Origin of the sequence: Cupriavidus alkaliphilus, from assembly GCF_014191175.1 — a bacterium.
Taxonomy (GTDB): Bacteria; Pseudomonadota; Gammaproteobacteria; order Burkholderiales; family Burkholderiaceae; genus Cupriavidus; species Cupriavidus alkaliphilus.
In genome coordinates, this window is the sequence record NZ_JACHWE010000005.1 from 181,385 (window position 1) to 207,570 (window position 26,186).

At 67.8% G+C, this 26,186-nt stretch carries 21 protein-coding genes and 1 pseudogene; 5 read left to right on the forward strand and 17 right to left on the reverse strand.

What is annotated here, in order from left to right; translation table 11 throughout:
• The first annotated feature begins 6 nt into the window (after positions 1-6).
• Entirely contained in the window at positions 7-2,526 is a 2,520-nt protein-coding gene (locus FHX60_RS18495) for a Tle1 family T6SS lipase effector (protein ID WP_183284149.1), read from the forward strand.
• 179 nt (positions 2,527-2,705) lie between these two features.
• On the opposite strand, the gene FHX60_RS18500 is transcribed toward FHX60_RS18495, so the two are convergent.
• Positions 2,706-4,358 (reverse strand): mechanosensitive ion channel family protein, encoded by a 1,653-nt coding sequence (locus tag FHX60_RS18500; protein WP_260164081.1) that lies wholly within the window; start codon positions 4,356-4,358, stop codon positions 2,706-2,708.
• 498 nt (positions 4,359-4,856) lie between these two features.
• Between FHX60_RS18500 and FHX60_RS18505 the strand changes: the two are divergent.
• Both FHX60_RS18505 and FHX60_RS18510 read left to right on the forward strand, forming a co-directional pair.
• Positions 4,857-5,024 (forward strand): annotated as a pseudogene (locus FHX60_RS18505) (AtuA-related protein); the annotation flags it as partial.
• A 276-nt stretch (positions 5,025-5,300) separates the two neighbouring features.
• Positions 5,301-6,368, forward strand: coding sequence for a CBASS cGAMP-activated phospholipase (locus FHX60_RS18510; protein WP_183284151.1), 1,068 nt, complete (start codon positions 5,301-5,303; stop codon positions 6,366-6,368).
• 17 nt (positions 6,369-6,385) lie between these two features.
• Here the strand turns inward: FHX60_RS18510 and FHX60_RS18515 are convergent, their stop codons facing one another.
• The 7 genes from FHX60_RS18515 to FHX60_RS18545 form a co-directional block, all read right to left on the reverse strand.
• Complete coding sequence (locus tag FHX60_RS18515; RefSeq protein WP_183284152.1) at positions 6,386-6,880, reverse strand: helix-turn-helix domain-containing protein; 495 nt, start codon at positions 6,878-6,880, stop codon at positions 6,386-6,388.
• A 249-nt stretch (positions 6,881-7,129) separates the two neighbouring features.
• Complete coding sequence (locus tag FHX60_RS18520) at positions 7,130-7,903, reverse strand: 4'-phosphopantetheinyl transferase family protein (protein ID WP_183284153.1); 774 nt, start codon at positions 7,901-7,903, stop codon at positions 7,130-7,132.
• A gap of 20 nt (positions 7,904-7,923) precedes the next feature.
• Positions 7,924-11,019 carry an acetoacetate--CoA ligase gene (locus FHX60_RS18525; protein ID WP_183284154.1) on the reverse strand — a complete coding sequence of 1,032 codons (3,096 nt, stop codon included), beginning with the start codon at positions 11,017-11,019 and terminating at the stop codon, positions 7,924-7,926.
• Positions 11,020-11,294: 275 nt separating this feature from the next.
• Entirely contained in the window at positions 11,295-12,059 is a 765-nt protein-coding gene (gene arsH / locus FHX60_RS18530) for an arsenical resistance protein ArsH (RefSeq protein ID WP_183284375.1), read from the reverse strand.
• 53 nt (positions 12,060-12,112) lie between these two features.
• Positions 12,113-13,189, reverse strand: coding sequence for an ACR3 family arsenite efflux transporter (gene arsB / locus FHX60_RS18535; protein WP_183284155.1), 1,077 nt, complete (start codon positions 13,187-13,189; stop codon positions 12,113-12,115).
• A 3-nt stretch (positions 13,190-13,192) separates the two neighbouring features.
• The gene (locus FHX60_RS18540) at positions 13,193-13,687 is read right to left on the reverse strand and encodes an arsenate reductase ArsC (protein ID WP_092312208.1); all 495 of its coding nucleotides are present in this window, start codon (positions 13,685-13,687) and stop codon (positions 13,193-13,195) included.
• A gap of 20 nt (positions 13,688-13,707) precedes the next feature.
• Complete coding sequence (locus tag FHX60_RS18545) at positions 13,708-14,037, reverse strand: ArsR/SmtB family transcription factor (protein WP_092312205.1); 330 nt, start codon at positions 14,035-14,037, stop codon at positions 13,708-13,710.
• 134 nt (positions 14,038-14,171) lie between these two features.
• On the opposite strand from FHX60_RS18545, the gene FHX60_RS27765 reads away from it, so the two are divergent.
• Positions 14,172-14,603 carry a hypothetical protein gene (locus FHX60_RS27765; RefSeq protein ID WP_092312202.1) on the forward strand — a complete coding sequence of 144 codons (432 nt, stop codon included), beginning with the start codon at positions 14,172-14,174 and terminating at the stop codon, positions 14,601-14,603.
• 9 nt (positions 14,604-14,612) lie between these two features.
• Here FHX60_RS27765 and FHX60_RS18555 read toward each other — a convergent pair whose 3' ends face one another.
• From FHX60_RS18555 to FHX60_RS18575, 5 genes are all read right to left on the reverse strand, one after another.
• Entirely contained in the window at positions 14,613-15,110 is a 498-nt protein-coding gene (locus FHX60_RS18555; RefSeq protein ID WP_183284156.1) for a hypothetical protein, read from the reverse strand.
• Positions 15,111-15,181: 71 nt separating this feature from the next.
• A complete protein-coding gene (locus FHX60_RS18560; RefSeq protein ID WP_446333869.1) occupies positions 15,182-17,545 on the reverse strand; it encodes an acetamidase/formamidase family protein in 2,364 nt (787 codons plus the stop codon).
• Positions 17,546-17,643: 98 nt separating this feature from the next.
• Entirely contained in the window at positions 17,644-17,835 is a 192-nt protein-coding gene (locus FHX60_RS18565) for a DUF1427 family protein (protein WP_012355164.1), read from the reverse strand.
• Positions 17,836-17,866: 31 nt separating this feature from the next.
• Entirely contained in the window at positions 17,867-18,076 is a 210-nt protein-coding gene (locus FHX60_RS18570; RefSeq protein WP_092312193.1) for a XapX domain-containing protein, read from the reverse strand.
• 26 nt (positions 18,077-18,102) lie between these two features.
• On the reverse strand, positions 18,103-19,128 hold the full coding sequence (locus FHX60_RS18575; RefSeq protein WP_183284158.1) for an acetamidase/formamidase family protein: 1,026 nt from the start codon (positions 19,126-19,128) through the stop codon (positions 18,103-18,105).
• A 432-nt stretch (positions 19,129-19,560) separates the two neighbouring features.
• Between FHX60_RS18575 and FHX60_RS18580 the strand changes: the two genes are divergently transcribed.
• Positions 19,561-20,775: a CaiB/BaiF CoA transferase family protein gene (locus tag FHX60_RS18580; protein WP_183284159.1), complete on the forward strand. Its 1,215-nt coding sequence runs from the start codon at positions 19,561-19,563 to the stop codon at positions 20,773-20,775.
• A gap of 39 nt (positions 20,776-20,814) precedes the next feature.
• Here the strand turns inward: FHX60_RS18580 and FHX60_RS18585 are convergent, their stop codons facing one another.
• The 4 genes from FHX60_RS18585 to FHX60_RS18600 all read right to left on the reverse strand — a co-directional run bounded on the left by FHX60_RS18585 (position 20,815) and on the right by FHX60_RS18600 (position 26,146).
• Positions 20,815-22,152 (reverse strand): sensor histidine kinase, encoded by a 1,338-nt coding sequence (locus tag FHX60_RS18585; protein ID WP_092312184.1) that lies wholly within the window; start codon positions 22,150-22,152, stop codon positions 20,815-20,817.
• Between the two features lie 51 nt (positions 22,153-22,203).
• Positions 22,204-23,454 carry an alpha-hydroxyketone-type quorum-sensing autoinducer synthase gene (cqsA, locus tag FHX60_RS18590; protein WP_183284160.1) on the reverse strand — a complete coding sequence of 417 codons (1,251 nt, stop codon included), beginning with the start codon at positions 23,452-23,454 and terminating at the stop codon, positions 22,204-22,206.
• Between the two features lie 473 nt (positions 23,455-23,927).
• Positions 23,928-25,106 carry an acyl-CoA dehydrogenase family protein gene (locus FHX60_RS18595; RefSeq protein WP_183284161.1) on the reverse strand — a complete coding sequence of 393 codons (1,179 nt, stop codon included), beginning with the start codon at positions 25,104-25,106 and terminating at the stop codon, positions 23,928-23,930.
• Between the two features lie 41 nt (positions 25,107-25,147).
• Positions 25,148-26,146, reverse strand: coding sequence for a tripartite tricarboxylate transporter substrate binding protein (locus tag FHX60_RS18600; protein ID WP_183284162.1), 999 nt, complete (start codon positions 26,144-26,146; stop codon positions 25,148-25,150).
• Between the last annotated feature and the right edge of the window lie 40 nt (positions 26,147-26,186).

The following is a 26,186-nucleotide window of genomic DNA, read 5'->3' on the forward strand; positions in this document are numbered from 1 at the left end:
AGAGCCATGACCGTCGCCAAGTTTGCGCCCCTATGCCCGGCCAAGCCATTTGATCTTTCGCCGCAAGAAAGATATCGCCAGTTCACCTGCGTCGATCTCCGTCCCAATGCACCGCCTCCGTGCGAAGAGGATTTGCACTTCGGATTTTTCTTCGACGGTACACGCAACAACGCAGACAACGACCGACCGCGCAACGCTCAGAGCAACATCGCGAGACTGTTTGAGTTGTTCGACATCGACCCAAGAGAATCCGAGTTGAAGCGGTACCGATTTCGAAGCTATGCTGCGGGCGTGGGCACACCGTTCTATAAGGAAGTAGGAGACGTAGGAATCGGCATTCAGGCGGTCGCCGGCGCCGCCGCTGGCTGGGGTGGCGAGGCGCGCATCAATTGGGCTCTGCTGCAAATCCACAACCACCTGCACGCCCACTACCATAATCAGGTCATGACAGGGCGATCTGCGGACCGTGACCTCGTCAAGCAGATGAGCGCCGACCTGAACGCACCCGAGATTCGAATTCCTGGCCTCGGCGACAGCAGCGCCATCGAGCGCGAGCTGAACGGCAAATACCGCGCCAAGGGAGAATTCGATCGCAAGCTGCGCGCAAGCGTCGGGCCGCTCGCCTCGCTGACCGCCGTAGCACGCACCAACTGGCGCGAGGTCAATACCAAGGGCCGCCGGCGCGTGCTCAACGAACGCAAGGCGGCGCTGGCCAGGGTTCTGGGTAATCTGCCCCACGACCGCAAACCGATCATCAAGCGCATTCGTTTGCATGTGTTCGGCTTCTCTCGCGGAGCTGCGCAGGCTCGCGTGTTCTGCAACTGGCTGCGCGACGCGTGCGACGCCAATGGAGACAAGCTCAGCCTATGCGGCATCCCGGTCCAGATTGACTTTCTGGGGCTGTTCGACACCGTGGCTTCTGCTGGCATCGCGCAGAGCATGATGGAGACCATGGCTTCCGGACATGGCGCGTGGGCGCAGAAGCGCTGGCTGCGCATTCCGGGCCCCGACCTGGTCAAACGTTGCGTGCATCTGGTATCGAGCCATGAGGTGCGTGGCTCCTTTCCCCTGGACGGCGCGCAAGGCGGGAACGTGGAGGAATTCGTCTATCCGGGTGTCCACTCAGACCTCGGCGGAGGCTATGAGCCCGGCGAACAGGGACGCGGATGCCGCGCCGACGGGACACCGGACGACAGCGCCAAGCTGTCCCAGATTCCATTGGCGCATATGTACCGGGAGGCCGTCATTGCTGGTGTGCCACTGATGAACCTGGCATCTGCGCCAGCCGAATTGAAGAAGCAGTTTCGGGTCGATCCCAACCTCATCGCAGCCTTCAACGCCTACCGAGACGCCACCGCAACTTCAGGGCTCATGCCTGACACTACCCCGACCCTGATTCGGCACCATTACGGCTATTTCCTGCGCTGGCGCCATCGCTGGCTGGGTAAGGTGGCTACCATGCCCAGCGTCCAGCGCGCGCCCAGGAACGATCGCATGGATCTGATCAACGCTGATGCCGAGCTGGCCGAAGAACTCAAATGGGTGCAACGCTACGCCAGTTACGACAATCTGGTGCCGAGCTGGGCCCGCGGCCATTACAGCGGCTGGCTGATGGAAGGTGCGAAATGGGTTGTCGAAACCCATGCAACGAATCTCGGCGCCGCCACGGCGGCAATGGCTGGCTCAGCCGTGCGCCCGGCCGTACAGGCCGCGGTGCCCGAAGCACCCGGCGGGCCGATCGCGTGGATGCCGGCCTCGGGCGCAGTACAAGGCGCCGCCATGTTCTACCAGGCCAAAAAGGCGCTCGGCATCAAGTTCGGCAGCTGGGATAAGGTCAAGCAAGCCTGGAACAACACCGACGTCGCGCCTGCCATCGATGCGTTCTTCTCGCGCCATGTGCACGACTCCCGCGCCTGGTTCAAGCCCATGGGTGACGATGACGATGTCTGGTACCGCAAGCAGCAGGACAAGCTCGATGCGGCCGCCGCAAAGGCTGCCTCACAAAAGGAGGGTGCGCCGGCGATGAGTGGGCCCATGATGGCCAAGGTCGGCGTTCCGCCGCCGCGGCCATTGAGCGCCGAGGAACGGGCAACGCTGGAGACACAGGACCGCCTCAAGCGACAACGCGAAGCCAAGGGCCAGTCGATCGACGAAGCACTGAAGGATCCGGCCTACACTGACCAACTGCCGCAGCAAGCCAGTGGACGCGAGTTCTGGCAGATGTGGGGCTATCTGCGATGGCGGACAGTCTATGACGACAAGTACATGGACTACCGCGCCAGCTATCCGGAACTGGCTGGCCTTGACGCCACCGCACTGAAAAGGCGGATGAAAGAGCTTGATCGAAAATTGCAGCAAGCACGCGTCCGTTCCGAGGTGGTTGGCAAAGCGCTGAACGGCTACGCCAGCAGTGGATCGATGCCGCAGGATCTTTATGTCGAGAACGAGGGATTGATGCGCGCCATTGCCGCAACGGAGACGGAGATGGCGGCGCTTACGGCGTTTATGGAAGAACAGGCGTATTAGGTTGGGCCCGCTTATGCTCACGGCGGGAACAATCGCTGCGCCGCGGGTGGCGGCCTCGATCACCCCGCGCAGGCGGCCCGTGTCATACGGATAGCGTTCGGGCGATTCGGTGTAGTTCCGGGCCCGGCCAGGCCGGCATGGTGAGCACCGATGCGTGGTCGCCGCGTCGCTCCGGCGACTCAGCCGTCGCTGCGCCGATGCGCTGGAGGCGTGGCGGGGGGCGCATGCCACTGTTCCGCCGGCACCATCACCGGCTCCTTCGGCTGCAGCGCGAAATGCGGCGACATGATCTGGACGTTGTGGCGATTGAACTCGTCCTGGATCGCGGCATGCAGCGTGGACAGCGCGAAGAAGCGGCGGCGCGGGTCTTCGATGGCGAAGAACAGCTCGTACTCGACGTAGAAGTCCGACAGTCCGCGCTGCAGCACGAACGGTGCCGTTCCCGGATCCAGTCCGGGCACTTCGCGCGCGGCATTGAGCAGCATCGCATGCACCTGGCGCCACGGGGTGTCATAGCCGATCGTCACCGCCGACGAGAGCAGCGCCGCCCTGCTCCCATTGATATCGCCGGAGCGCGAATAGTTGTGCACGGCGCTGCCGACCACCACGGCGTTCGGCAGCGTGACCTGCTCCTGGCGCAGGTTGACCAGCCTGACCGACAGCGGACCCATGTTCTCGACCCATCCCACGGTATCGCCGATGCTGACCATGTCGCCCACGCGCAGCGCGCGCGCGTACACCAGCACCATGCCGCTCATCAGCTGGTTCACGACATTGGCCGAGCCCAGCGTCAGCATGAAGCCGAGCAGCACGGACACTCCCTTGAACACGTCGCTCTGTGACCCGGGAATGTACGGGTAGGCAAAGGTGAAGCCCAGCGCCCACACCAGCACCGCGGCCAGGCGGCGCGTCGCCGGCACCGTCTCGGGATGCAGGCCGGGCACCGTGAGGTTGCCGCGCTCGGTGGCCGTGAACACGCTGGCGACCACCGCCTGCACGCCACGCGTAATGAACAGGATGATGGCGACGACCAGCAAGCCCGGGATGGCGCTGACCATGGCGCCGCCGATCCCTTCGAGCAGCCGCCAGAGGTACGCGCCCATGCGCTCGCCGAGCGGGTGCGTCAGCGGAAACTGCAGCAGCGCGAATTCCAGCCAGACAAAGGCGACCAGCGCGAACAGCGCCACCGCCAGGATGCGTACGATGCGGTCGGTCAGCTGGTAGAGTGCGGCGGTCCAGTCGAATCCGTCGGCGGTGCGCGCCTTCAGATGCCGTTGCAGCGAGGCATCCACCAGACGCCCCAGCAACCGCCGGGTCTTGGTCAGGGCCCAGCCGAGCAATACCACGACTGCCAGCGCGCCACCCGCGCGCAGGACGCCGCGAACCAGCGTGGGCCAGTGCTGCTGCTGGCGGCGGGCGGCCACAGCCTGGTTGACGTTGTCGACCGTCTGCCCGACCAGCGCCTCGAACGAGCCCTTGTCCTCGGGATCGCGGTCGCCTTCGACCACGGCAAGCAGCAGCCGCTCGCCGATGTAGATGGCGACTCCATGCTGCCCGGCGAGCTCGCCGGGGCTGGTGCGCACGGGTTGCAGCAGCGCGGACGGGGGCAGCGCTTCGAAGCGGTCGCGCGCGCGCCGCTCGCGTAATTCAGGCGTTACGCCGGCCAGCGTTGCGCGCAGCACCACGATCGGGCGGTTCATCAGGCGGAGTTCGACCGGCGCGGCATTCGCTTCGGCGGCGGGATCCGGCGCGGCCCGCACTGCGGCGATACCGAGCCACAGCAGCAGGGCCACCGCAAACAGCCGCCGCATCAGCAAGAACACCATGGTCATCCGTCGCTGGCGTGATTTGGGAAACGGCGGTGCCACCGCCGCGCGCGTTCCCCATCCATGCGGGCCGGGGACAGAGTTGGGTGCATGGTTACAGCTTGCGATTTACAACGGAAGTGAAACTTTTGGACGGCGAGCTTAGAAAAATCGGTGCCTTGCGCTGCCGCGCGTGGGTCACCCCGGTGGCGGCCGGATGTTCCGTGGAGCGCACGAGCGCGGCCTCGACGCTTCAGTTCCGGAGCGCGCGGTTTCATTCAATGAAAATCCGCCGCAAAAGTTTGACTGTGTTTCCGGCGGCTGCCTAACATCGCCCGCACAAGACCTTCATCAGGCGAAACTGCGCTGGACCTGACGGCGCGGTGCTAGAAGACAGCAATGCGGACAAAAGGACTGCGCCGGCTGGCGCTGGTGCCGTGCGCGCAGGTCGAGTCCCATATCCTTTTTCTCTGAGGACGAGCCATGATCGTATGCTTGCGGCGCGTCGCGCATACCCGGTCGGGAGACGGCCTGCAGGTGCTGAACTTTGTCGCGCACGGCGCGCTGGGCGGCGGGGTATCGCGCAGCCTGGCGCTCGACAATTCCGGCAAGGCGCTGGCCAGCGCGGTGCTGCGCATCGAACTGGACATTCCCGATGCGCTCGCCGGCCTGCTGCGCGGGCCGCCGGCCTGAAGCGCTAGCGCGGTGCCGGTCCTGGCGTTCGCTTCGCGGTGCGACGCGCGGGAGCGGACGCGATGGCGCAGGACAGTGCCGTCGCGCAAATCAGAATAAAACGCCGTCTAATTGCCTGCATGATCGGGCTACATCGCCCGCGCCGTTTCTGTAAAAACACGCAGCCGTCGCCTAGTATGGATGCGCATGGCACTCGGGCGGGCTGCATTTGGCACGAGACTCCGACGTGGGTTTGCGGCCGTGCGACGACAGTTCATTCGGCGGCAGGGGGAATCCTTGGACGAGTCGGCTCCGGACCGGTTTCAGATCCTTGCGCTCTCGGGCGGCGGCTTTCGGGGGCTGTACACGGCCAGGCTGCTAGCCGACTTCGAGGAGGAAATCGGGGCGCCGATCGCGACCCGGTTCGACCTGATCGCCGGGACTTCGATCGGCGGCGTCATTGCGCTCGCCCTGGCGCTGGAGCTGCCGGCAAGCCGCATCGTGGACCTGCTGACGCAGCACGGCGAGCAGATCTTCCAGCGGCGCTGGTCGCTTGCCGGCATCTGGCGCGCCCCGTTCGGGTCGCGACGGCTGCTGGAACTGCTGTGCGCCGAGCATCTGTTCGGCGAACGCCTGCTGGGCGCCTGCGCGCACCGGGTCGTCATACCCGCGATCAATTACTCCACCGGTCGGCCGCAGATATTCAAGACGCCGCACCACGTCAATTTCAAGCGCGACCACAAGTTCCGCATCGCGGATATCGCGATGGCGACCAGTGCCGCGCCGGCTTACTTCGCGCGCTACACGTTCAACCATAACCAGTTCGTCGACGGCGGTCTTTACGCCAATGCGCCGGGCCTGCTGGCCGTGCATGAAGCGCAGTATTCCCTGCTGCGATCGCCTGCCGAGGTGCACGTCATGGCGGTCGGAACGATGTCGTCGAAGTTCACCGTGAACCCGCGCCGCAACCGCGAGGGCGGCACCTATGACTGGGGCGGCATCAATCCCGCCAACATGCCGCGGCGCTTGTTCGGCCTGTCGATATCGGTCCAGGAAGCGCTGAGCGATTTCATGCTGTCGCACCTGCTGCCGGGGCGCTATGTGCTGGTCGACGACGACCTGACCGACCAGCGCGCACGCGCCGTGGGCATGGACCGGGCCGACCGCGCGGCCAGGGAGGTGCTGCTGGGCGCGGCCTCGGAGCGGTCCAAGATCTGCATCGGCAGCCGGGAGTTCCAGCCGTTCCTGAGGCATCTCGCCCCCGCCCCGACGTTCTTCTACGGTGAGAACGAGAACGCAGGCATGCTCGCGCGGCGCAGCATCGGTGCCACGGCGCAGGTGCACAGGATCTCGCCGGCGCGATAGGCGCGGATTGCCGCGTCTTACGCGAACGCGTGGAAGGGACGCCGGAAGCCGGTCGGCATGGCGTCCGGCTCCGGCCGGGCCGGCGCGGCGAGCGGCAGGTCCAGCAGCGCGCGCACGTCCCGTTCGATCGTTGCCAGCGATGCCGAGCGGCACAGGGTGCGGGCAAAGCGGGCATCCAGGCCGGGCGGCAGGCGCAGCCACATATTGTCCGAGATCAGCAGCAGGCGCCGCGGGCGCAGCACCAGGCTGGCCACCCGCAGCTGGTTCCAGCCGTCGGCCAGGTCCGGCGGCATGCCGAACACCAGCAGCGCCGGCGCCGGCAAGCGCAGGTTGCGCGCCGCCAGGGCCTCGGTCTCCACCGGTTCCACCCGGCCGATGCCCGGCAGCTCGCCGAGCAGGCGGGTGATGCCGTGCCGGTACATCGGCATGTCGTCGATGACCACGGCATGTGCCTCGCCGCCGCACTCCAGCACCTGCGCCGAGGCCGGCGCTCCACGGTTAGTCCAGCTCATTGCTTGCTCCGGTTATCCGGCATTGGCTTCGTGGCCAACGCTTTTCACCGGAATCAGCAAAGGGGATGCCAACTCCGGCAGGGCCCGGGCCTGCGCTCCCGGTCAGCGCCACGACCCAGGCGGGCCGCGGGTTTGCGGCAGGGCGGCCCATGCGGACCGGCCCGCGCGCATGGCTGGCATCAGGGCGGCAGGCGTTACGTGTAACGTAACGTGTTACGGGGCCGGACCCTTGCCCAGCGGCCGCACCGGTCAGCAGCGGTGCCACGTGACGCTTGCGTCTGGCAGCGATACGGCCAGCGCCGCCCGGAACCCGGCACCGGCATCCAGGTCCAGGCAGGTCCAGCCGGACATGGGGATGCCATCGCGCGAAGCCCGCCAATGGCCCGCGCCGCGCCGCCAGTCGTCTTCCGTCGTGTACGCGGTGGGATCGACCGAGAGTCCGGTGCCGAGCGCTTTCAGCAGCGCTTCCTTGCGCGTCCAGATGCTTAGCAGCGCCTCGGCCGAAGCGGGCCGCGCGCGCGCCAGGACCTGCGCTTCCTGCGCGGAAAATATGCCGCGTCCAAATCCCGGGACGTCCGCTGCGTGCACGCCACCGGCACGCCGCTCCACGTCCACGCCGAGGCGGCAATCCCGGGCGAAGGCCAGCAGCGCCAGGCCGTCGGTGTGGGCCACGCTGAAGGCCAGCCCGGTCTGCGGCCATTGCAGCACCGGCTTGCCGAATGGCGACACAGTCAAGCGCAGCGCTTCGGGCTGGCAGTGCAGGTAGCCGCCGACCAGCCAGCGCAGCAGCCCGCGCCGGGCGATATAGCCATTGCAGTGCCTGGCGTGCCGGTAGGCCAGGGCGCGTGCGCGCTCGTCCGGCGCAAGCGTATGGGCCAGCCGCGTGCATGCCGGATCGACCTGCGCGTCATCCAGCCTCCATACCTGTACCGCGCCGTCCGGCAACGCGAGGCGCTCCGGTTGCGGCAGCACGAACGGCGCGGCAGCGCCCGTGCCCCGTGCGGCAAGGCCGTCATGCTGCATGCTGTGCCATGTCCGCGGCGTCACGCGCCCGTCAGCCCTTCGTCCAGGATTGCCGCCACCGCCTGCAGGTTGGGTTCGAGGACCAGGTCGAAATGGCTGCAGGGCACCTCGGCAATGGTCAGGCCGCCCAGCGCGACGCGCCGCCACAGCGACAGCGGATCGCCGCGCTGCTGCTGCCTGACCGCGGCGCGCAGATAGAGCACCGGGCCGGCATGGTACGGCCGCGGCCGATAGGTCGTCATGGCGCGCACCATGGTCTCGCGCACCTGCCGCAGTGCCGGCGGCAGCGATTCGCTAAACGCGTCGGGCTTGCAGGTGATGCCGCCGCGGCGCATGCCGACACCTTCCGCGGCCCGGCGCAGCGCGTATTTCAGGTAGCGCACGCGCTGCGCCGCGGGCACCGCGCGCAGCTTGCGCAACTTCCAGCCGGGATAGTTCCAGCAGTAGCGCAGCCAGGTGCGCCACGGCAGGAAATGCTCGCAGACATAGGTGTCGAGCAGGCACAGCAGCTCGACCTGCTCGCCGGCGCGCGTCAGCTGTTGCGCCATCTCGAACACCACCAGCCCGCCGAACGAGTAGCCGGCCAGCGCGTAGGGACCGCTCGGCTGCAGGCTGCGGATCTGTTCGATATAGCTGGCCGCCATGTCCTCGACACGCCGCTGCGTCGGCTGTTCGCCGTCAAGGCCGCGTGCCTGCAGCCCGTAGACCGGACGCGAAGTGCGCAGCGCGTTGACCATGCCCCAGCACTCCATCACCGAGCCGCTCGCGCCGTGCACCAGGAACAGCGGCGAGCCAGTGCCGCCGCGCACGGGCACCAGGTTGGGCGAAGGCCGCGGCGACGCGGCGTCGTCGATCGCCGCGGCCAGTCCGGCGATGGTGGGCGCGAACAGCAGCGTTGCCAGCGGAATCGTGCGGCCGGTCGACTGGTGCACGTCCGCCAGCAGCCGCGCGGCCAGCAGCGAGTGTCCGCCGAGGTCGAAGAAGTTGTCGTTGCGGTCGATCGGGGCGAAGTCGAACAGGCGCTCCCACAGGGCCTGCAAATGACGTTCGAGCTGCTCCCGCGACGTGCCGGGGGCGGGCAGTTCGCGCGCCGCCAGGTTCAGGGCCGGATGATTGCGGATGGCGTCGAGGCAGTCCGGATTGCGCAACGCCGCGGCGTTGCCCACCGCCAGGCCGTTGACCGCGTTGCGCGCTGCCGCTTCGGAGAACTTGCCGTTGTGCGTGACCGGCAGCGCCGGCACGGCGAGGATGCGGTCGGGCACATGGGTTGGCGAGGCGCGGCGCGCCAGGTCGCGGCGCACGCGCGCGGCCAGCGCGCCGGTCAGCGCGACGCCGTCCTGCAAGACCAGCAGCAGCACCATGCGCTGGTCGTATCGCTCCGTGCGGGTGCGGTCCGGCGGTGCCGTGCGCGCGCGCTGCTCGACCACCATCGCCTCGCGGATCTCCGGAATATCGCGCAGCACCCGATAGATCTCGCCCGGCCCGACATTGACACCGCGCACATTGAGCACGCCGTCGGAACGGCCATGCAGCCGCGCCGTGCCTTCGGGCGGAAACTCGATCCGGTCGCCGTGGGTCCAGACCCCCGCGTTGGCCGAAAAATAGGCCTTGTGGAAGCCCTGGCCGTCCACGTCGCCATAGAAGCCCAACGGCCGCGACGGGAACGGGTTGGCGCACACCAGCTCGCCGATGCCGCTGGTGGGCGCGCCGTGTTCCCACGCCTGCACATCGAGCGCCAGGCTCTTGCACTGCGCTTCGCCCGCATAGACCGGCAGGTTCGGATTGCCCAGCACGAAGCAGCCGAGGATGTCGGTGCCGCCGGAGATCGACTGCAGCGGCAGCGCCTTGACGTGATCGCGCACCCATTCGAACTGAGCGTCGAACAGCACCGAACCGGTCGACATCATCGCGCGCAGCGCGCCCAGGTCGAACTGCTGGCCGGGCACCAGGCCGGCGTCCTCGCACATCTTCAGGTAGGCGGGACTGGTGCCGAACACCGTGACGCGCTCGTCCGCGACCAGCCGCCACAACGCGTCGACCGTGGCGATCGGGCCGTCATAGGTCACGATCTCGGTCCCGGACGCCAGCGCCGACAGCTGCCAGTTCCACATCATCCATGCGCAGGTGGTGTGGAAGTACATGCGGTCGCCGGGCCGCAGGTCGCTATGCAGCCGATGTTCCTTCAGATGCTCCAGCAGGCTGCCGCCGGCGCCGTGCACGATGCACTTGGGCTTGCCGGTGGTGCCCGACGAAAACATGATGAAGAGCGGATGATTGAACGGAAAGCGCTGGAAGGAGAACTGCTGCGCATCGCCACGGCCGATCAGGTCAGCCAGCGCATGGATGGGCTGGCTGACGCTGGCCGGCAGGGCGCCGTCGTCGAGCTGGATGATGCCCTGCAGCGAAGGCAGCGCGGCCGCCAGGCCGGCGACGTTGTCCGCCAGGGGGATGCCGGTGTCGAAGGCGCGCTGCGCGGTGTGCGCGAGCAGCAGCCGCGGCGCCAGCGGCGCGAAGCGATCGAGCAGGGTTTCGACGCTCATCTCGGCAGCGGCCGTCGACAGCGTGGCGCCGAGCGCGGTCACCGCCAGCGCGGCGACGATGGCTTCGGCGTCGTTGCGCATCACGCCGACCACGCGGTCCCCTTCGCGCAACCCCAGTTGCGACAAGGCATGCGCGGCGCGCGCGACGCGCTCGCGCAGTTCGCCCCGCGTCAGGCGTTCACGCCGGCCATCGGCGTGGCAGGCGGTCAGCGCCGGTGCGTCGGGTCCGGCGATTTCCAGCCCAAGCAGGTTGTCCGCATAGTTCAGCAGCAGGTTCGGGAAGAAGCGCGCATGTTCGCAATCGTCGCCGACGCAGACCGGCTCGGGGCTGCCCGACCACGCCAGCCCCTGTGACCACTGCAGGAAGCAGCGCCAGAATGTCCGGTATTCCCGTACCGAGAAATCGTGCAGCGCACCGTAGCGGTGGAACGACTGGCCGGTGCACGCCTGCAGCGCCGCGGTGAAGGCGGTCATCTGCGACGCCACGGCCCGCTCGGGCGAGCTGCAGTAAATGGGATTGCGACCCTGGTTGACGCTCGGGCAGAACGAGGCGTCCAACAAATAAAATCGATCCATCCGATGCTCCTGAGAGACCGGCGCACGCCATTCGAAGTGATGGCGTGTTCATGGCATCGAGATTACTGGCTGGCGAATTCTGGTCTGTGCGTCATCGCACGCATGACCGGCAGGCTGGCGTCGGACACGGCTCGCTTGCGCCGCGGCGCGCATGGCGGCAAGCGCTCGGGATCGTCCTCGGCTCCATGCCTGGGGACTAACCCTGCCCCCATCAAGCAGGGGACATTCCAGCCGCGTCGCGCGTGTGATGACTTCGGTACCGCCCAGCGCGGGTACTATTCGACTTCGCCGCTGTCGGTATCGCCAACCTGCGCGTCCCGCTCTTGACGCATCGCCGCCGCGGCGAGTGTCGTGGCCGCGGCAGGCGCGGCCTCCTTGCGCTCGCTGTAGCGATCGGTCAGGTAGTCGCTGCGGTCGCGCACGAGCAGTGTGAACTTGTAGAGTTCCTCCATGACGTCGACCACGCGGTCATAGTACGAGGAAGGTTTCATGCGGCCGCTGGCATCGAACTCCTGGTATGCCTTGGCCACCGACGACTGGTTCGGGATCGTCACCATGCGCATCCAGCGTCCCAGCACCCGCAGCGCATTGACGGCATTGAAGGATTGCGAGCCGCCGCAGACCTGCATCACGGCCAGCGTGCGCCCCTGGGTGGGACGGATGCCGCCGAATTCCAGCGGCAGCCAGTCGATCTGGTTCTTGAATACCGCCGTCAGCGTGCCGTGGCGCTCCGGGCTGCACCATACCTGGCCTTCCGACCACTCGGAAAGCTGGCGCAGTTCCGCCACCTTGGGATGGTCGGCCGGGACGCTGTCGCACATCGGCAAGCCGTGCGGATCGAATACCCGGGTTTCCGCGCCGAAGTGCTGCAGGATCCGCTCGGCCTCGAGCACCAGCAGCCGGCTATATGACGTTTGCCGCAGCGAGCCGTAGAGCAGCAGGATGCGCGGGGCATGCGTGCTGGTGCGGGCTGGCTCCAGCTTGTGCAGGTCCGGCGCGTCCAGTACTGCCGTATCGATATTGGGCAGGTCCTGCCTGATCATTCCATCCTCCGTCCCTGCGCAGTGCAGGGCGCTACTGACATGCCGGTGCTTCAGCGAGCCCCGGCCTCATACCAATGCTGCGACCGGTTGACGATGGCCACCACCAGCAGCATGACCGGCACCTCGATCAGCACGCCCACCACCGTGGCAAGCGCCGCGCCGGACTGGAAGCCGAACAGGCTGATGGCGGTGGCCACGGCCAGCTCGAAGAAGTTGCTGGCGCCGATCAGGCTGGACGGACCGGCGACGCAATGCGCAACGCCGAGCTTGCGGTTCAGCAGGTAGGCCAGCCCCGAGTTGAAGAAGACCTGGATCAGGATCGGCACCGCCAGCAGCGCGATCACCAGCGGCTGGTCGAGGATGGCCTTGCCCTGGAACGCGAACAGCAACACCAGCGTCAGCAGCAGCGCGGTGATCGAGTACGGCCCCAGGCGCCGGACCACGCGCTGGAAATGCCCGACGCCACGGCGCAGCAACATCTTGCGCAGCGCCTGCGAGAGGATCACCGGCACCACGATGTACAGGGCCACCGAGGTGAGCAGCGTATCCCACGGCACCGTGATCGCGGACAGGCCCAGCAGCAGCGCCACCACCGGCGCGAAGGCGACCACCATGATGGCATCGTTCAGCGCCACCTGCGACAGCGTGAAGTACGGGTCGCCTTTGCACAGCTGGCTCCAGACGAACACCATCGCCGTGCACGGCGCCGCGGCCAGCAGGATCAGGCCGGCCACGTAGCTGTCGATCTGGTCGGCCGGCAGCAGCGGCGCGAACAGGTGGCGCACGAAGACCCAGCCGAGCAGCGCCATCGAGAACGGCTTGACCGCCCAGTTGATGAACAGCGTCACGCCGATGCCGCGCCAGTGCGATCTGACCTGCGCCAGCGCGCCGAAATCGATCTTGACCAGCATCGGGATGATCATCACCCAGATCAGCAGCCCGACCGGCAGGTTGACCTGCGCGTATTCCATCCGCCCGATGGCCTGGAATACGCCTGGCAGCACCTGCCCCAGCGCGATACCGGCGACGATGCACAGCGCCACCCAGATGGTAAGGTAGCGCTCGAAGAAACCGATGGCCGGCGCGGCGGCGGCCGGGGTCGATGCGGCGACGTGCTGGCTGGCCATGCTTTAGCTCCGCGCCAGGCGCTGCAGCGCCTGTTCCAGGTCGGCGTTGCTCATGTCGTCGAGCGGCAGCTGCAAGAGCTGCAGCATGCGGTAGGCGATGGCCTGCCGGGTCAGCTCGAAGGCCTGGCGCTTGTTGTCGTCACTGCCTTCCGTGCGGGACGGGTCGGGGTAGCCCCAATGCACTTTTACCGGGCTGCCGGGCCAGTACGGGCAGGCTTCTTCCGCCGCGCTGTCGCATACCGTGATCACGATACGCATGGGCGGGGCGTCGTCGCCGGCGAACTCGTCCCAGCTCTTGCTGCGCAAGTCGCCCACCTCGACCCCGGCGTTGCCGAGTGCTTCGATGGCGAACGGGTTGATCCGGCCGCTGGGCGCGCTGCCCGCGCTATAAGCGCGGACATCGCGGCCGGCGCGCCGCGCCAGGTGGTTCAGCATCCCTTCGCCCAGCACGCTGCGCGCCGAGTTGTGGGTACAAAGGATCAATACGTTGGTAGTCATGAGGCCGGGTACAGGAAGTATCAGGACGGTGAAGCGACCGAGCAGGGCGACACCGGCGAGCAAGGATTGCCACCGCAGCAGTTCTGCGTCAGGTAAGCCAGCAGGCCGTTCATGGTGTCGAAATGCGCCATGTAGATGATCGAACGGCCGTCCTGGCGGCTGGTCAGCAAGCCCGCGCGGTGCAGTTCCTTCAGGTGGAACGACAGCGAGGACGCCGGGATCTCCATCAGTTCGGCGATCCGTCCGGCGGGCAGGCCGGACGGGCCCGCCTGCACCAGCAGCCTGAACACGGCCAGGCGGATCGAGTGAGCGAGCGCGGCAAGCGCGGCGAGGGCGGTATCGGTTTCCATGTTTCGACTATATTCGAAGCGTGGAAACCGCGCAAGCGGGTTTTGTCGCTGTGGTAAGGTTGATGAATGGTTTCAACGACATCCATGGACGAGACGCAGGCGGCACCCGTTCGGTGTCAGGAGAGTCATGCAGCGTGAGTAAAGGGAAGGAAGAGCCGCGGCGCGCACGGCGGACCGACCAGGTCTCGCTCAGCCGGGCCTTGCGCCTGAGCGTGCCTGCGGAAGCCAGGCCCGCGCCGGTCAACCGCAGGGACTGGCTGCGGCAGCGCAAGGAGGAATTGCAGGCGGCCCGTGCCGCCGCCAGGCAGAGGCGGAACCTGCTGAGGGCCGAAATCATGTCGGCCGCGCAGGATATTGCGCGCGAGGAACGCAGCGCCGCGCGGCTGGAAGCGGAACGGCTGAAGGCCGAAGCCAGGTCCGCGCGCACCTACGCGCGCGAAGACGAACGCGCCGCCGCCAAATTCGAGCGCGGCCAGTCGAAGCGCACGGCTGCCAGGACAAAAACGCTGGCCAAGGAGAAAACCAAGCTGGTTTCCTACGCCGAGCTGTTGCGCATGCGCAAGTAACCGTCCTTGCTAGCGAATCTTGTCGAAGCCGCTGGCGGCCCAGCGCTCGGCGCTGTCGCGCGTCAGCCGGAAGTCGGGCCGCACCTTGATGGTCGCCAGCACCTCGCCGAAGGCGTCCTCGGCGGTCAGCGTGCCGAAGGGTTCGAACTCATCGGGCGTGATCGCCAGCTTCACGGTCACGCTGCCGGCTTCGGCTTCGATGCTGACCTGCTTGTTCAGCTGCGCGTGCAGCTGCTGCTCATGGCGCCGGATCACTTCCGAGGCGGTCTTGACCAGGGTCTGGTGCGCGGTAGCATCCAGCGGCTTGGGGTCGACCTTGTTGCGCCCCATGGTCCAGGGGCCGACCAGCGCCGGCTCGGCGCTGCCTTCGCGGATCATCTCGACCGCCCAGCCTTCGCCATCCTCGTTCTTGATGACGCGGGCGGTCCAGCCCTTGTCGCGCCACAGGCGCGGTTCATGGATGGCTGAGGCTTCGTGCCCGGGCAGCGCGTCGTCGGTGTGTGGCATCAATCTCGTGGTACGGGTTCGGGGAACCCGCGAGAATACTATAGGGCCCGGCAGCGGGCCCCGGCTTGCCCTCACGACCGCGTAAACAACGCCTTCCTGATGATGGCGTGCACGCCCCAGTTGCCGTTGACCACCTGCGTGATGCCGAAATCCACCGCCACCGAGATCAGCGTCACCGCCTCGTCCTCGCTCAGCCCCTTGACCGTCATCAGGAAGCGGCGCGTCTTGCGGAAGGCATCGCGCATGGCGTCGTCCAGCGTGGACTTCAGGTAGATGTGGCTCTGCGCCATCTGGCCCAGCTCGGTCAGGTGGTTGGGCGAACTGAAGCCATGCAGGATCCATTCGTCGGCGGTTTCCACCAGCGGGTAGCTCAGGTCCGCGAAGGGCGCGCCGCGTTCGATCATGGTGCTCTTGTGCAGGATCAGCTGGAAGTCACCGGTCAGCGAGCATTCGATGGCGGTGCCGCACAGCTCGGAATCGCCCTGCGACGCATGCGGGTCGCCGATCGACAGCAGCGCGCCCGGCACTGCCACCTTCAGGTAGACGCTGGCGCCGCGCGTGACGCGCCAGTTGTCGAGGTTGCCGGCAAAGCTGGACGGCGGGATCGAGTCGATCAGGCCGTCCTGCGCGGGCGCGACGGCGATCACGCCGAAGTGCGGACGGATCGGGATCTCGATATCGCGCAGCACGTCGTGGTTCTTGACGATGGTGTCGTGGTCGACCGGTACGCCGGGATAGTCGATGGTGGGATGCAGCACGCCGAACGGATCGCGCTGCGGCGTCCAGCGGAAGCTGTAGACCGCGCGGGCGCGGCCGTCGGCGCGTTCGCAGTCGATCTCGAACACCGTCACCACTTCGCGCTCGCGCGGCTCGGTCAGCATGTCGCGGTAGTGGAAGCCCCACCAGGTCGCGGCGTTGCTGCCGAAGGCGCGGCCGGCAAAGCGCGGGTTGGCGCACGGGCGCGGGCGCACGTCGAGGATGCGCACTTCCAGCACGTCGCCGGGCATGGCGCCGCGCACCGCGACCGGGCCGGTGCAGATATGCACGCCGAAACCCTCGCCGGCGCCGCGACCGTAGACCGAGGCGTCGATCGGGCCGGCGCCGCGGCGGTCGACGTTCTTCTGCTCGGCGGTCCAGTGGAACACGCTTTCGGCGCCGGGGTCGCCGTCGATCATGCGCTCGCGGTCGTCCGAGGCGTGCTGGGTCAGGGTTTCGATGGTGACCGTGTCGCCGGACATCACTTCCAGCACGGGCGGCAGCTCGTGGCTCAGGTAGCCCCAATGCACGGTCTTGTCGGTGGCCTGCAGCCAGTGGTGCCGGCCTTCCGGACGGGCCGCGTGCGAGCGGGCCTGGGTGATGGGCACCACGGACGGGCCGGGCTGCACGCGTGCGCGCACGCCGTCGTGGGCCGCAGCGCGCTGTTGCGCGGGACCGCGTCTGGCATCGGCCGGCAGCCCGCGCGACACGTTCAGCGACGGCCGCTGCGCGGGCGTGCCCGCGGCCTGCTCGCGGTACGTGCGCGGCGAAATCCCGAACTGCTCGCGAAACGCGTGGCTGAAGTGCGAAGCATCGTTGAAGCCCCAGCGATAGCAGATGTCGGAGACCGACAGCTTGTCGTACTGCGCATTGGCCAGGTCGGCGCGGCATCGCTCCAGCCGGCTGGTGCGCAGGTAGGCGGAAAAGCTGCTGCCGGATTTCTCGAACAGCTTCTGCAGGTAGCGGGCCGACATGTGTTCGTCGGCGGCGATGGCGGCGAGGCTCAGCTCGGGCTCGGCCAGGCGCGCGTCGATGCGGCTGCAGACCCGGGCGAACACCGCCGCGCGCGACGGCGTCATGTCGGGCGGCGCGCTCGGCTGGTTGTCGGCCAGGGCCGCGCCCAGGCAGGCGACGATGGTGCTGTCGAAGGGCTGGACCGCCCGGTCGCCGGCGCACACCAGGGTGTCGATGCTGGCCGCCATGGATTGCAGCAGGCGCGCGAACAGTTCCGCCGCGTCGCCGCCCAGCACCAGCGCGGAGCGCGGCAACGGCGCGGCGATGCGCGCGTGCAGCAAGGCCTGCCCGATATGCACGATCAGCAGGCGGAAACCGGTGATCAGCGCCACCTTGCGCGCCGCGTGCTCGGGTACGCAGACCACCTGGCCGGGACGCAACGGCTCGCGCAGGTCGGGGCTGGCGAGGTGCGCTTCGCCCTCGGTCAGCATCAGCAGCATCAGGCCGCGGCCGTCGCCGGCGGTGATGGCCAGCGTCTGCGGCACCGACGCGATGCAGGTCAGCCCGATGCCGGCGGGCGTGGTGCGCGACTGGATCGTGCCGTGCAGGGTGTGGTCGGCGCACAGGCTTTCGCAATGCAGGCGCGCGGCCCTGAGTTCGTCGCGCCATGCGGCGCCGCGCCGGTTGCGCGGATATGCTTCGGTGGAAAAACGCTGTAGATGCAATGGAGCCTCCCTGGCGTCTGACTGCCACAGCGCCGGGGCGGCGGACATGGCGGTCCGCCGCGCCGGCGCAACGTTGCTGGCGAAGGCCCGGCGATGCCTTAGCCGATCAGAAGCTGCCCCCGCATCGCGGCTACCAGGACAAAGCCGGCGAAGGTGCCGAAGATGGCGAAGATGCCGCCCAGCACGTTCGGGGCCGGTATCGGCGCCCGTACCGCAGTGTAAAGAAGACCCGTGACCAGGCCAACGGCCGCGGCCTGCAGTTCGGTACTGCCCAATGCGATTTCCACCATGTCATTCCCCCAACGCATGAGTTGCGATGATTCAGTGGCTGGCCGGCGGCCGCCCGAAGGCGATGGTCCGGCGCCACGCGTGCACGATCAGGTAGCCGATGTACGTGAACAGGATCGCGCAGATCCCGCCGGTGACATTCGGCGCGGGAATCGGCAGGTTGAGCCAGGAATACAGGGTGCCGGTGACCAGCCCGACCACCAGCGCCACCAGTTCGTTGCGGCCTATGTAGACGTATTGCATGCGCGTTCTCCGTGGCAGCCGCCGGCTCAGCCCTTGGCCTTGGGCGGGAAGATGGTGCGCGGCATGGTGCAGTGGATGCCCTGGGTGCCATCGACCACCTGGGTCACGCCGAAGTCCGCCGACACGCTCATCAGCGAATAGGCATCGTCGCGCGACAGCCCCTGTTGCTCGGTCAGCAGGTGGATCATGTCGCGGGCCGCGTTCTTGCCGGCTTCATCGAGATCTTCGTGGAAGCCGTGCACCACCCAGCAGTCCGGCGTTTCCAGCAGCGGCGAGGGGAAATGGAAGTCCTTGCGCAGCACGATCTGGAACAGCACGTTGAGCGAAGCCTCGATCGCGGTGCCGCTGACTTCCCCGTCGCCCTGCGAGATATGCGGGTCGCCGATCGAGAACAGCGCGCCGTCGACCTGCACCGGGTAATACATGGTGGCGCCCGCGCCGATGCGCCAGTTGTCGATATTGCCGCCGTGCAGCCCCGGCTCGACCGTGGTGACGCGGCCGCGCGCGTCGGGCGCAACGCCGGCGGTGCCAAGGTGCGGCCGCACGGGGACACGCACGCCGGCCAGTGCTGGCTGGCGGCAGCATTCGCGCTCGTCGACCACCTTGCCGGGGATGGTCAGCTTGCCGGGATAGTCATAGGCGTAGAGCGCGTGCGCGGTGTTGGAGGCCTGGTCCAGCTCGTAGATGGTGACCCGTTCCTTCTCGAACTCCTTGTACAGCTGGCCCCAGTTCGCTGCGACATTGGCGCCGAAGCGGAAGCGCGGAATCATCTGCAGGTAGCGCACCTCCAGCACGTCGCCCGGCTTCGCGCCTTCGACATAGATCGGCCCGGTCATGATGTGCACGCCCGGGTGGCGATCGTCGTGCGGAACCTTGCGGTAGATCTCGCGGATGGCGTCGTCCATCATCAGGTCGGGGGCGTCGCCGGCATGGTGGGTCACCGCTTCGGCGCGGATCAGGTCGCCGCTCTTCACGGTCAGCGCGGGCGCCTGGGTGGCATCGAAGTAGCCCCAGTGGATGGTCTCGGGGCGGGCGGGCAGGTCGTGCAGCATGATGGTCTCCTTGGTTTTTTTGCCGCCGTATCCACGACCGCATCGGCGACCGGGCCCACAGCCGTTCAGCGGGTGAGCGGCTGGCCTGGTCGAATGGGGCGGGGAAACCGGCGATGCGTCGCAGGCGGGTCTGGCCTGTTTCCGCTGGCGAGGCTTGCGTCGCCGCGGTGAGTCAATACTAGGGATGGCGCAGGCACGGGCAGTAGGGCGATTCCCCCCAAACTCTTGTGTAGCCGCGCACTAAGGTAAACCCGCTGTGCGCCGCAGCCACCGCCGCCGCCATCTGGGCGGAGGCGGTGGACTGTTAATTTTTGATTGACACCGTGTCAACGATCCATGGAATTGTCGATCAGGCCTTGACAGTGCAAAATCCGGGCGAAGCCCGGGCCGATCCTTCGCATGCCCGAGAGACACACACAAGGAGATCGCCGCATGGCTGATAACAACCATTCCCCGCGCCTGCCGCTGGCCGGCGTGCGCGTGCTGGACCTGTCCCGCGTGCTGGCCGGACCGATGTGCACGCAGGCGCTGGGCGACCTGGGTGCGGAGGTGATCAAGGTCGAGCACCCCGGCCGCGGCGACGATACGCGCGACTGGGGTCTGCGCGTGGGTACGCGCAACACCGCCTACTTCAACAGCGCCAACCGCAACAAGCAGTCCATCGGCATCGACCTGCAGCAGCCCGAAGGCCAGCGCATCGTGCGCGAACTGGCGGCGAAGTGCGACGTGCTGGTGCAGAACTTCAAGTTCGGCGGCATCGACAAGATGGGGCTGGGCTACGAGGCGCTGAAGGCGATCAACCCGGGGCTGGTCTATTGCTCGATCACCGGTTACCGCAGCAACGGTCCCGAGGCGACCCGCCCCGGCTACGACCTGGTGGTGCAGGGCGAGGCCGGCCTGATGGCGCTGAATGGCGAAGAAGGCCAGGGACCGCTCAAGTTCGGCACCGCGGTGGTGGACATGTTCACTGGCATGTATTCGGCGCAGGCGGTGCTGGCCGCGCTGTACGACCGCCAGCGCACCGGCCAGGGCCGCCACGTGGAAATGGCGCTGTACGACTGCGGCCTGATGATCACGGCCTACTACGGCCTGGAGGCGCTGCTGATGGGCGAAGACCCGCCCAAGTACGGCAACGCCCATCCGTCGATCGTCCCCTACGGCGTGTTCGACGCGGCCGATGGCCCGCTGGTGATCACGGTCGGCAACAACGCGCAGTTCCAGCGCTTCTGCACCGAGGTGATCGAGCGCCCGGACCTGGCCGCCGACGAGCGCTTCGCCACCAACACCGGCCGCTCGGCCAACCGCCAGGCGCTGCTGCCGGCACTGCGCGCCGAACTGGCGCGCCGCCCGCGCGAGCTGCTGCTGGCGCGCCTGAGTGCCGCCGGCATCCCGTGCGGCGAGGTGCTGGGGCTGCTCGAGGCCCTGCGCTCGCGGCGCTCGGCCGAAGCCGGCCTGCTGGCAGAGCTGCCCAATCCGGAAACCGGCCGCGTCGAGGTGCTGGCGCCGCCGTACCGGCTCGACGGCGAGCGCGTGCCGGTGCGCGCCGCGCCGCCGCTGCTGTCGCAGGACACGGAGCGCGTGCTGGGCGACTTGCTCGGCATGGACGCCGGGCAGGTGGCCGCGCTGAAGGCCGCAGGGGTGGTGTAAGGGCTGGCGCAAGCCGCGCCGGCGGCTGGCCGGCGCGGGCTACGACGCGTCAGGCTGCTGCGGCTCGGGCCATTTTCCCTTGCGCGGAAAGCGCATGTCGAACTCGGTAAACACGTGCTCCTCGGAGCGGCAGCTGATGCCCGCGCCCCAGCTGCCCAGCACCTTCTGGCAGAACGCCAGGCCGATGCCGGTGCCGCGGTGCGCGGGGTAAGAGAAGAAGGGCTGGAACATCCGCGCCAGCACCTGCGGCGGCACGCCCGTGGCAGTGTCGCGGAACACCACGTGGACGGCATCGGGCCGGACCTCGCAGCGGATATGGATGGTGCCCTTGCCGGCGCGCCGGATCGCTTCCAGCGCGTTCTTCAGCAGGTTGGTCGTGACCAGGCCGAACAGCTGCGCGTTGCCCATCACGTAGGCGGGGCCGGGCAGGTCGACCGTGACGCGTTCCATGTCGCCCGGTTCGAACGGAAAGCGGCCGACGGCGTCGCGGATCACTTCGCCCACTTCGAACAGCGCCCGCGTGGCGTTTTCCGGGTTCTTGGAGTTGGCCACCAGCAGCTCGATACTGTTGCTGATATGGGCCAGGTCTGATTCCATCCGGGCCACGGCCTGCATCAGGCCGTCGCGCTGCGGGGTGTCCTGGTCCAGCGCCGCGGGCAGCCGCGCCTTCAGGCCCCGGGCGGTCATGGCCAGGCTGGTCAGCGGCGTGCGCAGTTCATGCGCGACGGTCGCCAGCGCGGCGGCCATGCCGCGCCGCTTCTGCTCGGCCAGCAGCTGGCGGTCCATCTTGATCACCACCAGCACCGCGATCACGAAGCCGATCACCGGCAACTGCAGCAGCACCGGTTCCCACGGGATGCCGCCCATGGAATTGCCCGCCAGCACGAACAGCGCAATCGCCGCCGCGGCGCCCGCGAACAGGGCAATGGTGGCAAACGCGGTGTTGAAGTGATACAGGATCACCACGGCGATGATGACCGATTCGGCCCACACCATCGAGCCGCCGTTCTCCAGGTAGAAAAAGATAAAGGCGAACGGCAGGCCTACCGTGATGGCAAAGAGCGCATAGGGCGGCAGCCAGCGCCGGCCCGAGAACGCCGAGGCGAACAGCAGCGGCACGAACAGCGCGGTGCAGGCCAGCCGCAGCCACAGGTTTTCATAGGGCTGCGGGAACACATAGGACCAGATCACGTAGTACAGCGGGTGTCCCACCACGCCCAGCGCCCCCACCATCTGGATCCGGCGCAGGCGGATGACGCTCTCCTCGTCCAGCAGCGTGGCCCGCGCGGCGGTCTCGAACACGGCCTGCCATGCCTGGCGGGCCAGCCCGGCAAGGGTGGGGCGGCCGTCCTCCGCTTGCGCTACCTTTGCATCCATCTCCAGGACTACTCCTCGCGGATGCCTGCGATCGGCCCGCTTGTGGGATTTTCAGGACTTGCGCCGGGCCCGGCGCGTCGAGGACCACTCTTCCAGCCGGACTTCATCGCGGATGCTGGCGAGCACGCCGACCAGGCGGTCGATTTCGTTGGCGCCAAGTTTCGCATGCAGCGTAAGTCGCATCAATGCCCGGTTCTTCGGCGTGGCCGGCGCACAGAATACCGCGCCGAAGATCCCGCGCCGCTGCAGCGCGTCGCGCAGCACCTTTACCTGCGGCTCGGTGCCCGCCTCCAGCCCGATGATCTGCTCCGAGCCCTCGCTGATGTTGTAGCCCAGTGCGGCGATCGCGCCCCGGGTCTCGCGGGTGATGGCATGCAGGCGCGCCCGGCGCTCGTCCGCGGCGGCAATGAAGTCCGTGACCGCGTCGAACCACGCGATCTCGTGGCGCAGCAGCCCGGAGCTGAAGATCGCCGGCCGCGATTCGACCGCGAAGAAGTCCTTGAAGGCAGTCGAGCAGGCCACATAGCCGGCGCGCCCGGCAAAGGCCTTGGCCAGCGAAGCGGTGCGGAAATGCACGCGCTCGGACAGCCCCAGTGCCGGCACCAGGCCGCCGCCGCGCGGGCCATGCGTGCCCAGCGAGTGCGATTCGTCCACCACCAGCACGCAGCCGGAGGCTTCGGCCAGTTCGACATAGTCCAGCAGCGGCGCCACGCTGCCGGTGGTGCTGTAGACCGAATCCACCATGATCACGCCCGGGCCGAAGCGCTCCAGCTGGCGGCGCACGTGATCGCAATCGTTGTGGCGCACCGGCACCGCCTGCGCGCCCGCGGCGATGATGCCTTCCCACAGCGAGGCATGCCCGTTCATGTCGATATAGACCGGAACGCCGGGGCCGGCGATGCACTGCACCAGGCCCACGTTGGCGGCCCAGCCGGACTGCGCGATCAGCCCGTCCTCGGCCTGCATCAGGTCGGCGATCTTGCGCTCGACGCGCCGCTGCGGCGTATCGCCGTGCATGAACACGGACGACATCAGCAGCTCCGGCGCGTCATCGACAAAGGCCCGCATCTGCGCCTGCACCAGCGACGCCTCGCCCAGCAGGCACAGGTAGTCGTTGCTGCTCAGGTGCAGCGCGTCGGGTCCGGGCGTGAGCCCGTGCAGCAGGTGGTCCCCGCCCCACAGCTTGCCCATGCGTTCTTCGAAATGCTGTGCCATGCGCGTGGTGATCCAGGGCGGCAGGGTCGGGGCTTTGTTGCGGCAGGCATGGTGGCGGGATTGCACAGGCTCGGCATCGGCGAACATCGGTAGTCCTTCAACAGGTCGGATGAAAATCGGGGGGAATTGGCAAGGCTTGCATGGCGCCTGCGCCAAAGCCAGCCGCCCATGCGTGGGGGGTGCAGTGCGCAACGTCTCCCGATCGCGCGCCGTATGCCGGCGTACCACGGGGACGCGGTTCATGTAGCGACCACTGTGCCAGTCTTAGCCAACGATTGTGACGGGACTTCCACCAATCCCAACGTCTGTTTGCAGACTAGGTTGGCCAGATTAAACGGTCACGCGGCAGCGCAAGGCTGCGGGTATTCTGGGGATTTTTCGCACATAATATGCTCGATTAAGCACTTGTGCTGAGCTTGCGCGAAGCCGGGCGCGGGATGGCCCGGTGCGCTGCAATGGAAGGTCAAGGTTTGCCGCGGCGCGGCACTGGCGGCCGCGCATCGGTGCAGGACGGCTGTGCGCACGCGCCGCCGCCCTGCCGTAGTGCATCGATCCGGCAATCAGCCCGCGCCGGCGCCCTCCAGCGCCGCGCCGCGCGCTTCCAGGGTGCGGCGCGCAATATTGAGCTGGTGGATCTGGGTGGTGCCTTCATAGAGCCGGAACAGCCGCACATCGCGATAGAAGCGCTCCGCGACGGTGCGGGCCATATACCCGCTGCCGCCGAACACCTGCACCGCGCGGTCCGCCACGCGGCCGGCCATTTCCGAGGCGAACAGCTTGCACATCGACGCCTCCATGGTCACATCTTCGCCGGCATCGCGCTTGCGCGCGGTCTCGAGCACCAGCGCGCGGGCCGCGTGCAGTTCGGTGTTGCTTTCGGCAATCATCTGCTGCACCAGCTGGTAGTCGGCAATCGGCTTGCCGAACTGGCGGCGCTGCGCCGCGTAGCGGACCATCTCGTCGACCAGCCGGACCGCCGGGCCCACGCACAGGCCGGCCAGGTTGATGCGCTGCTTGTTCAGCGCCTTCATCGCGGTCTTGAAGCCGACATTGGGTTTGCCGCCGACGATGGCGCTGGCCGGCACGCGGCAGTCCTTCATGTAGACGTCGCCCACGGGCGAGCCGTGCTGGCCCATCTTGCGTTCCGGCTCGCTGGTGCTCAGGCCCGGCGTGCCGCGCTCGACCAGGAAGGCGCTGATGCCGTGCGCGCCCGGCGTGCCGGGGTCGGTGCGGGCGAACACGGTAAACAGGTCGGCGATCGGCGCATTGGTGATAAAGCACTTGCTGCCGTTCAGCACGTAGTGGTCGCCGTCCTGCCTGGCCGTGGTCTGCAGCGCCGTGGCATCGGACCCGGCTTCCGGTTCGGTCAGCGCGAAGCAGCCGGTGACCTTGCCGGAGGCCAGCTGCGGCAGGTAGCGCTGGCGCTGCGCTTCAGTGCCGTCGGCCACCAGCGACTCCGAGGCAATGCCGGTATTGCCGCCGAAGCGGGCGCGGAACACCGTGGCCGCCTGCGACACTTCGATGTTCACCTGCGCCAGCTCTTCGGTGGTCAGCCCGGCGCCGCCGTAGGCTTCCGGGATGCTGTGGCCGAACAGGCCAAGCTGGCGCATCTGCTCGACCACGGGCTCGGGGATGACATCGGTCTGGTCGATCTGCGCTTCGAGCGGGATGCAGGTTTCCAGCACGAAGCGGCGGAGTTCGGCAAGCAGCGCTTTCTGGCGGGCGGAGTCGCGGATCATGGAGGGGTTCCGGTGGTGGGTTGACGGTGGTAGTGGCGCGGCTACTGTGCCGTGATGCCGGCGGTCTTCAGCACGCCGGTCCATTTCTTCGTTTCGGCATCGAGGAAGCGGTCGAACGCGGCCGCGGGTTGCGGTGCCAGGTCCATGCCCAGTTCGGCCAGGCGCTGCGCCGTGGCCGGGTCGGCGGTGGCGCGCGCGGCGGCGTCGGCCAGCTTGCGCACCACCGCGTCTGGCGTGCCCTGCGGCGCCACCAACCCTAACCACGCGCCCACTTCATAGCCCGGCAGCTGCGCCGCCTCGGCCACCGTGGGCACGTCCGGCAGCACCGCCGTGCGCCTGGCCGAGGTCACGGCCAGCGCGCGCAGCTTGCCGCTTTGCACCTGCTGGCGCGCAATGGCGGAGGTCAGCGCCATCATCGACACCCGCGCCCCGAGCAGGTCGCTCAGGGCCTCGGGCTGGCCCTTGTAGGGCACGTGGGTCAGCTTCACGCGCGTCATCTGCGCCAGCAATTCCGCCGACAGGTGGTTCGAAGTGCCGATGCCCGCGCTGGCGTAGGTCAGCGTGCCGGGCTGCTTGCGTGCGGCGTCGAGCAGTTGAGGCAGCGTGCGCAGCGGCGACGAGGCCGGCACCACGATCACGTTGGGCACCCCGCCGATGCCGGCCACCGCGCGGAAGTCCTTGCCGCCCTTGCCCTGGATCGACGGATTGAGCAGCGGCCCGACCACGTAGCTGGGGCTGACCGCCAGCAGCGTATAGCCGTCGGCAGGCGCCTTGGCGACGAGGTCGGTGCCAATGGCGCCGCCGGCGCCAGTCTTGTTCTCGACGATCACCGGTTGCTGCAGCACCTTTGCCATGTTTTCGGCAGTGATGCGGGTGACCGAGTCGACCACGCCGCCCGCCGAGAACGGCACGATGATCCGCACCGGGCGGGCCGGGAAGCGTGCCGCATCGTCGGCGGCGGCCAGCGTCGCCGCAGGCGTCAGCGCGGCGCAGGCCAGCATGCCGGCAGCGAGCCGGCGCCATGGGTAAAAGGCATCCATCTTGTCTCCTTGGTTGCCTGCGCCCGGGACGTTGCCAGGC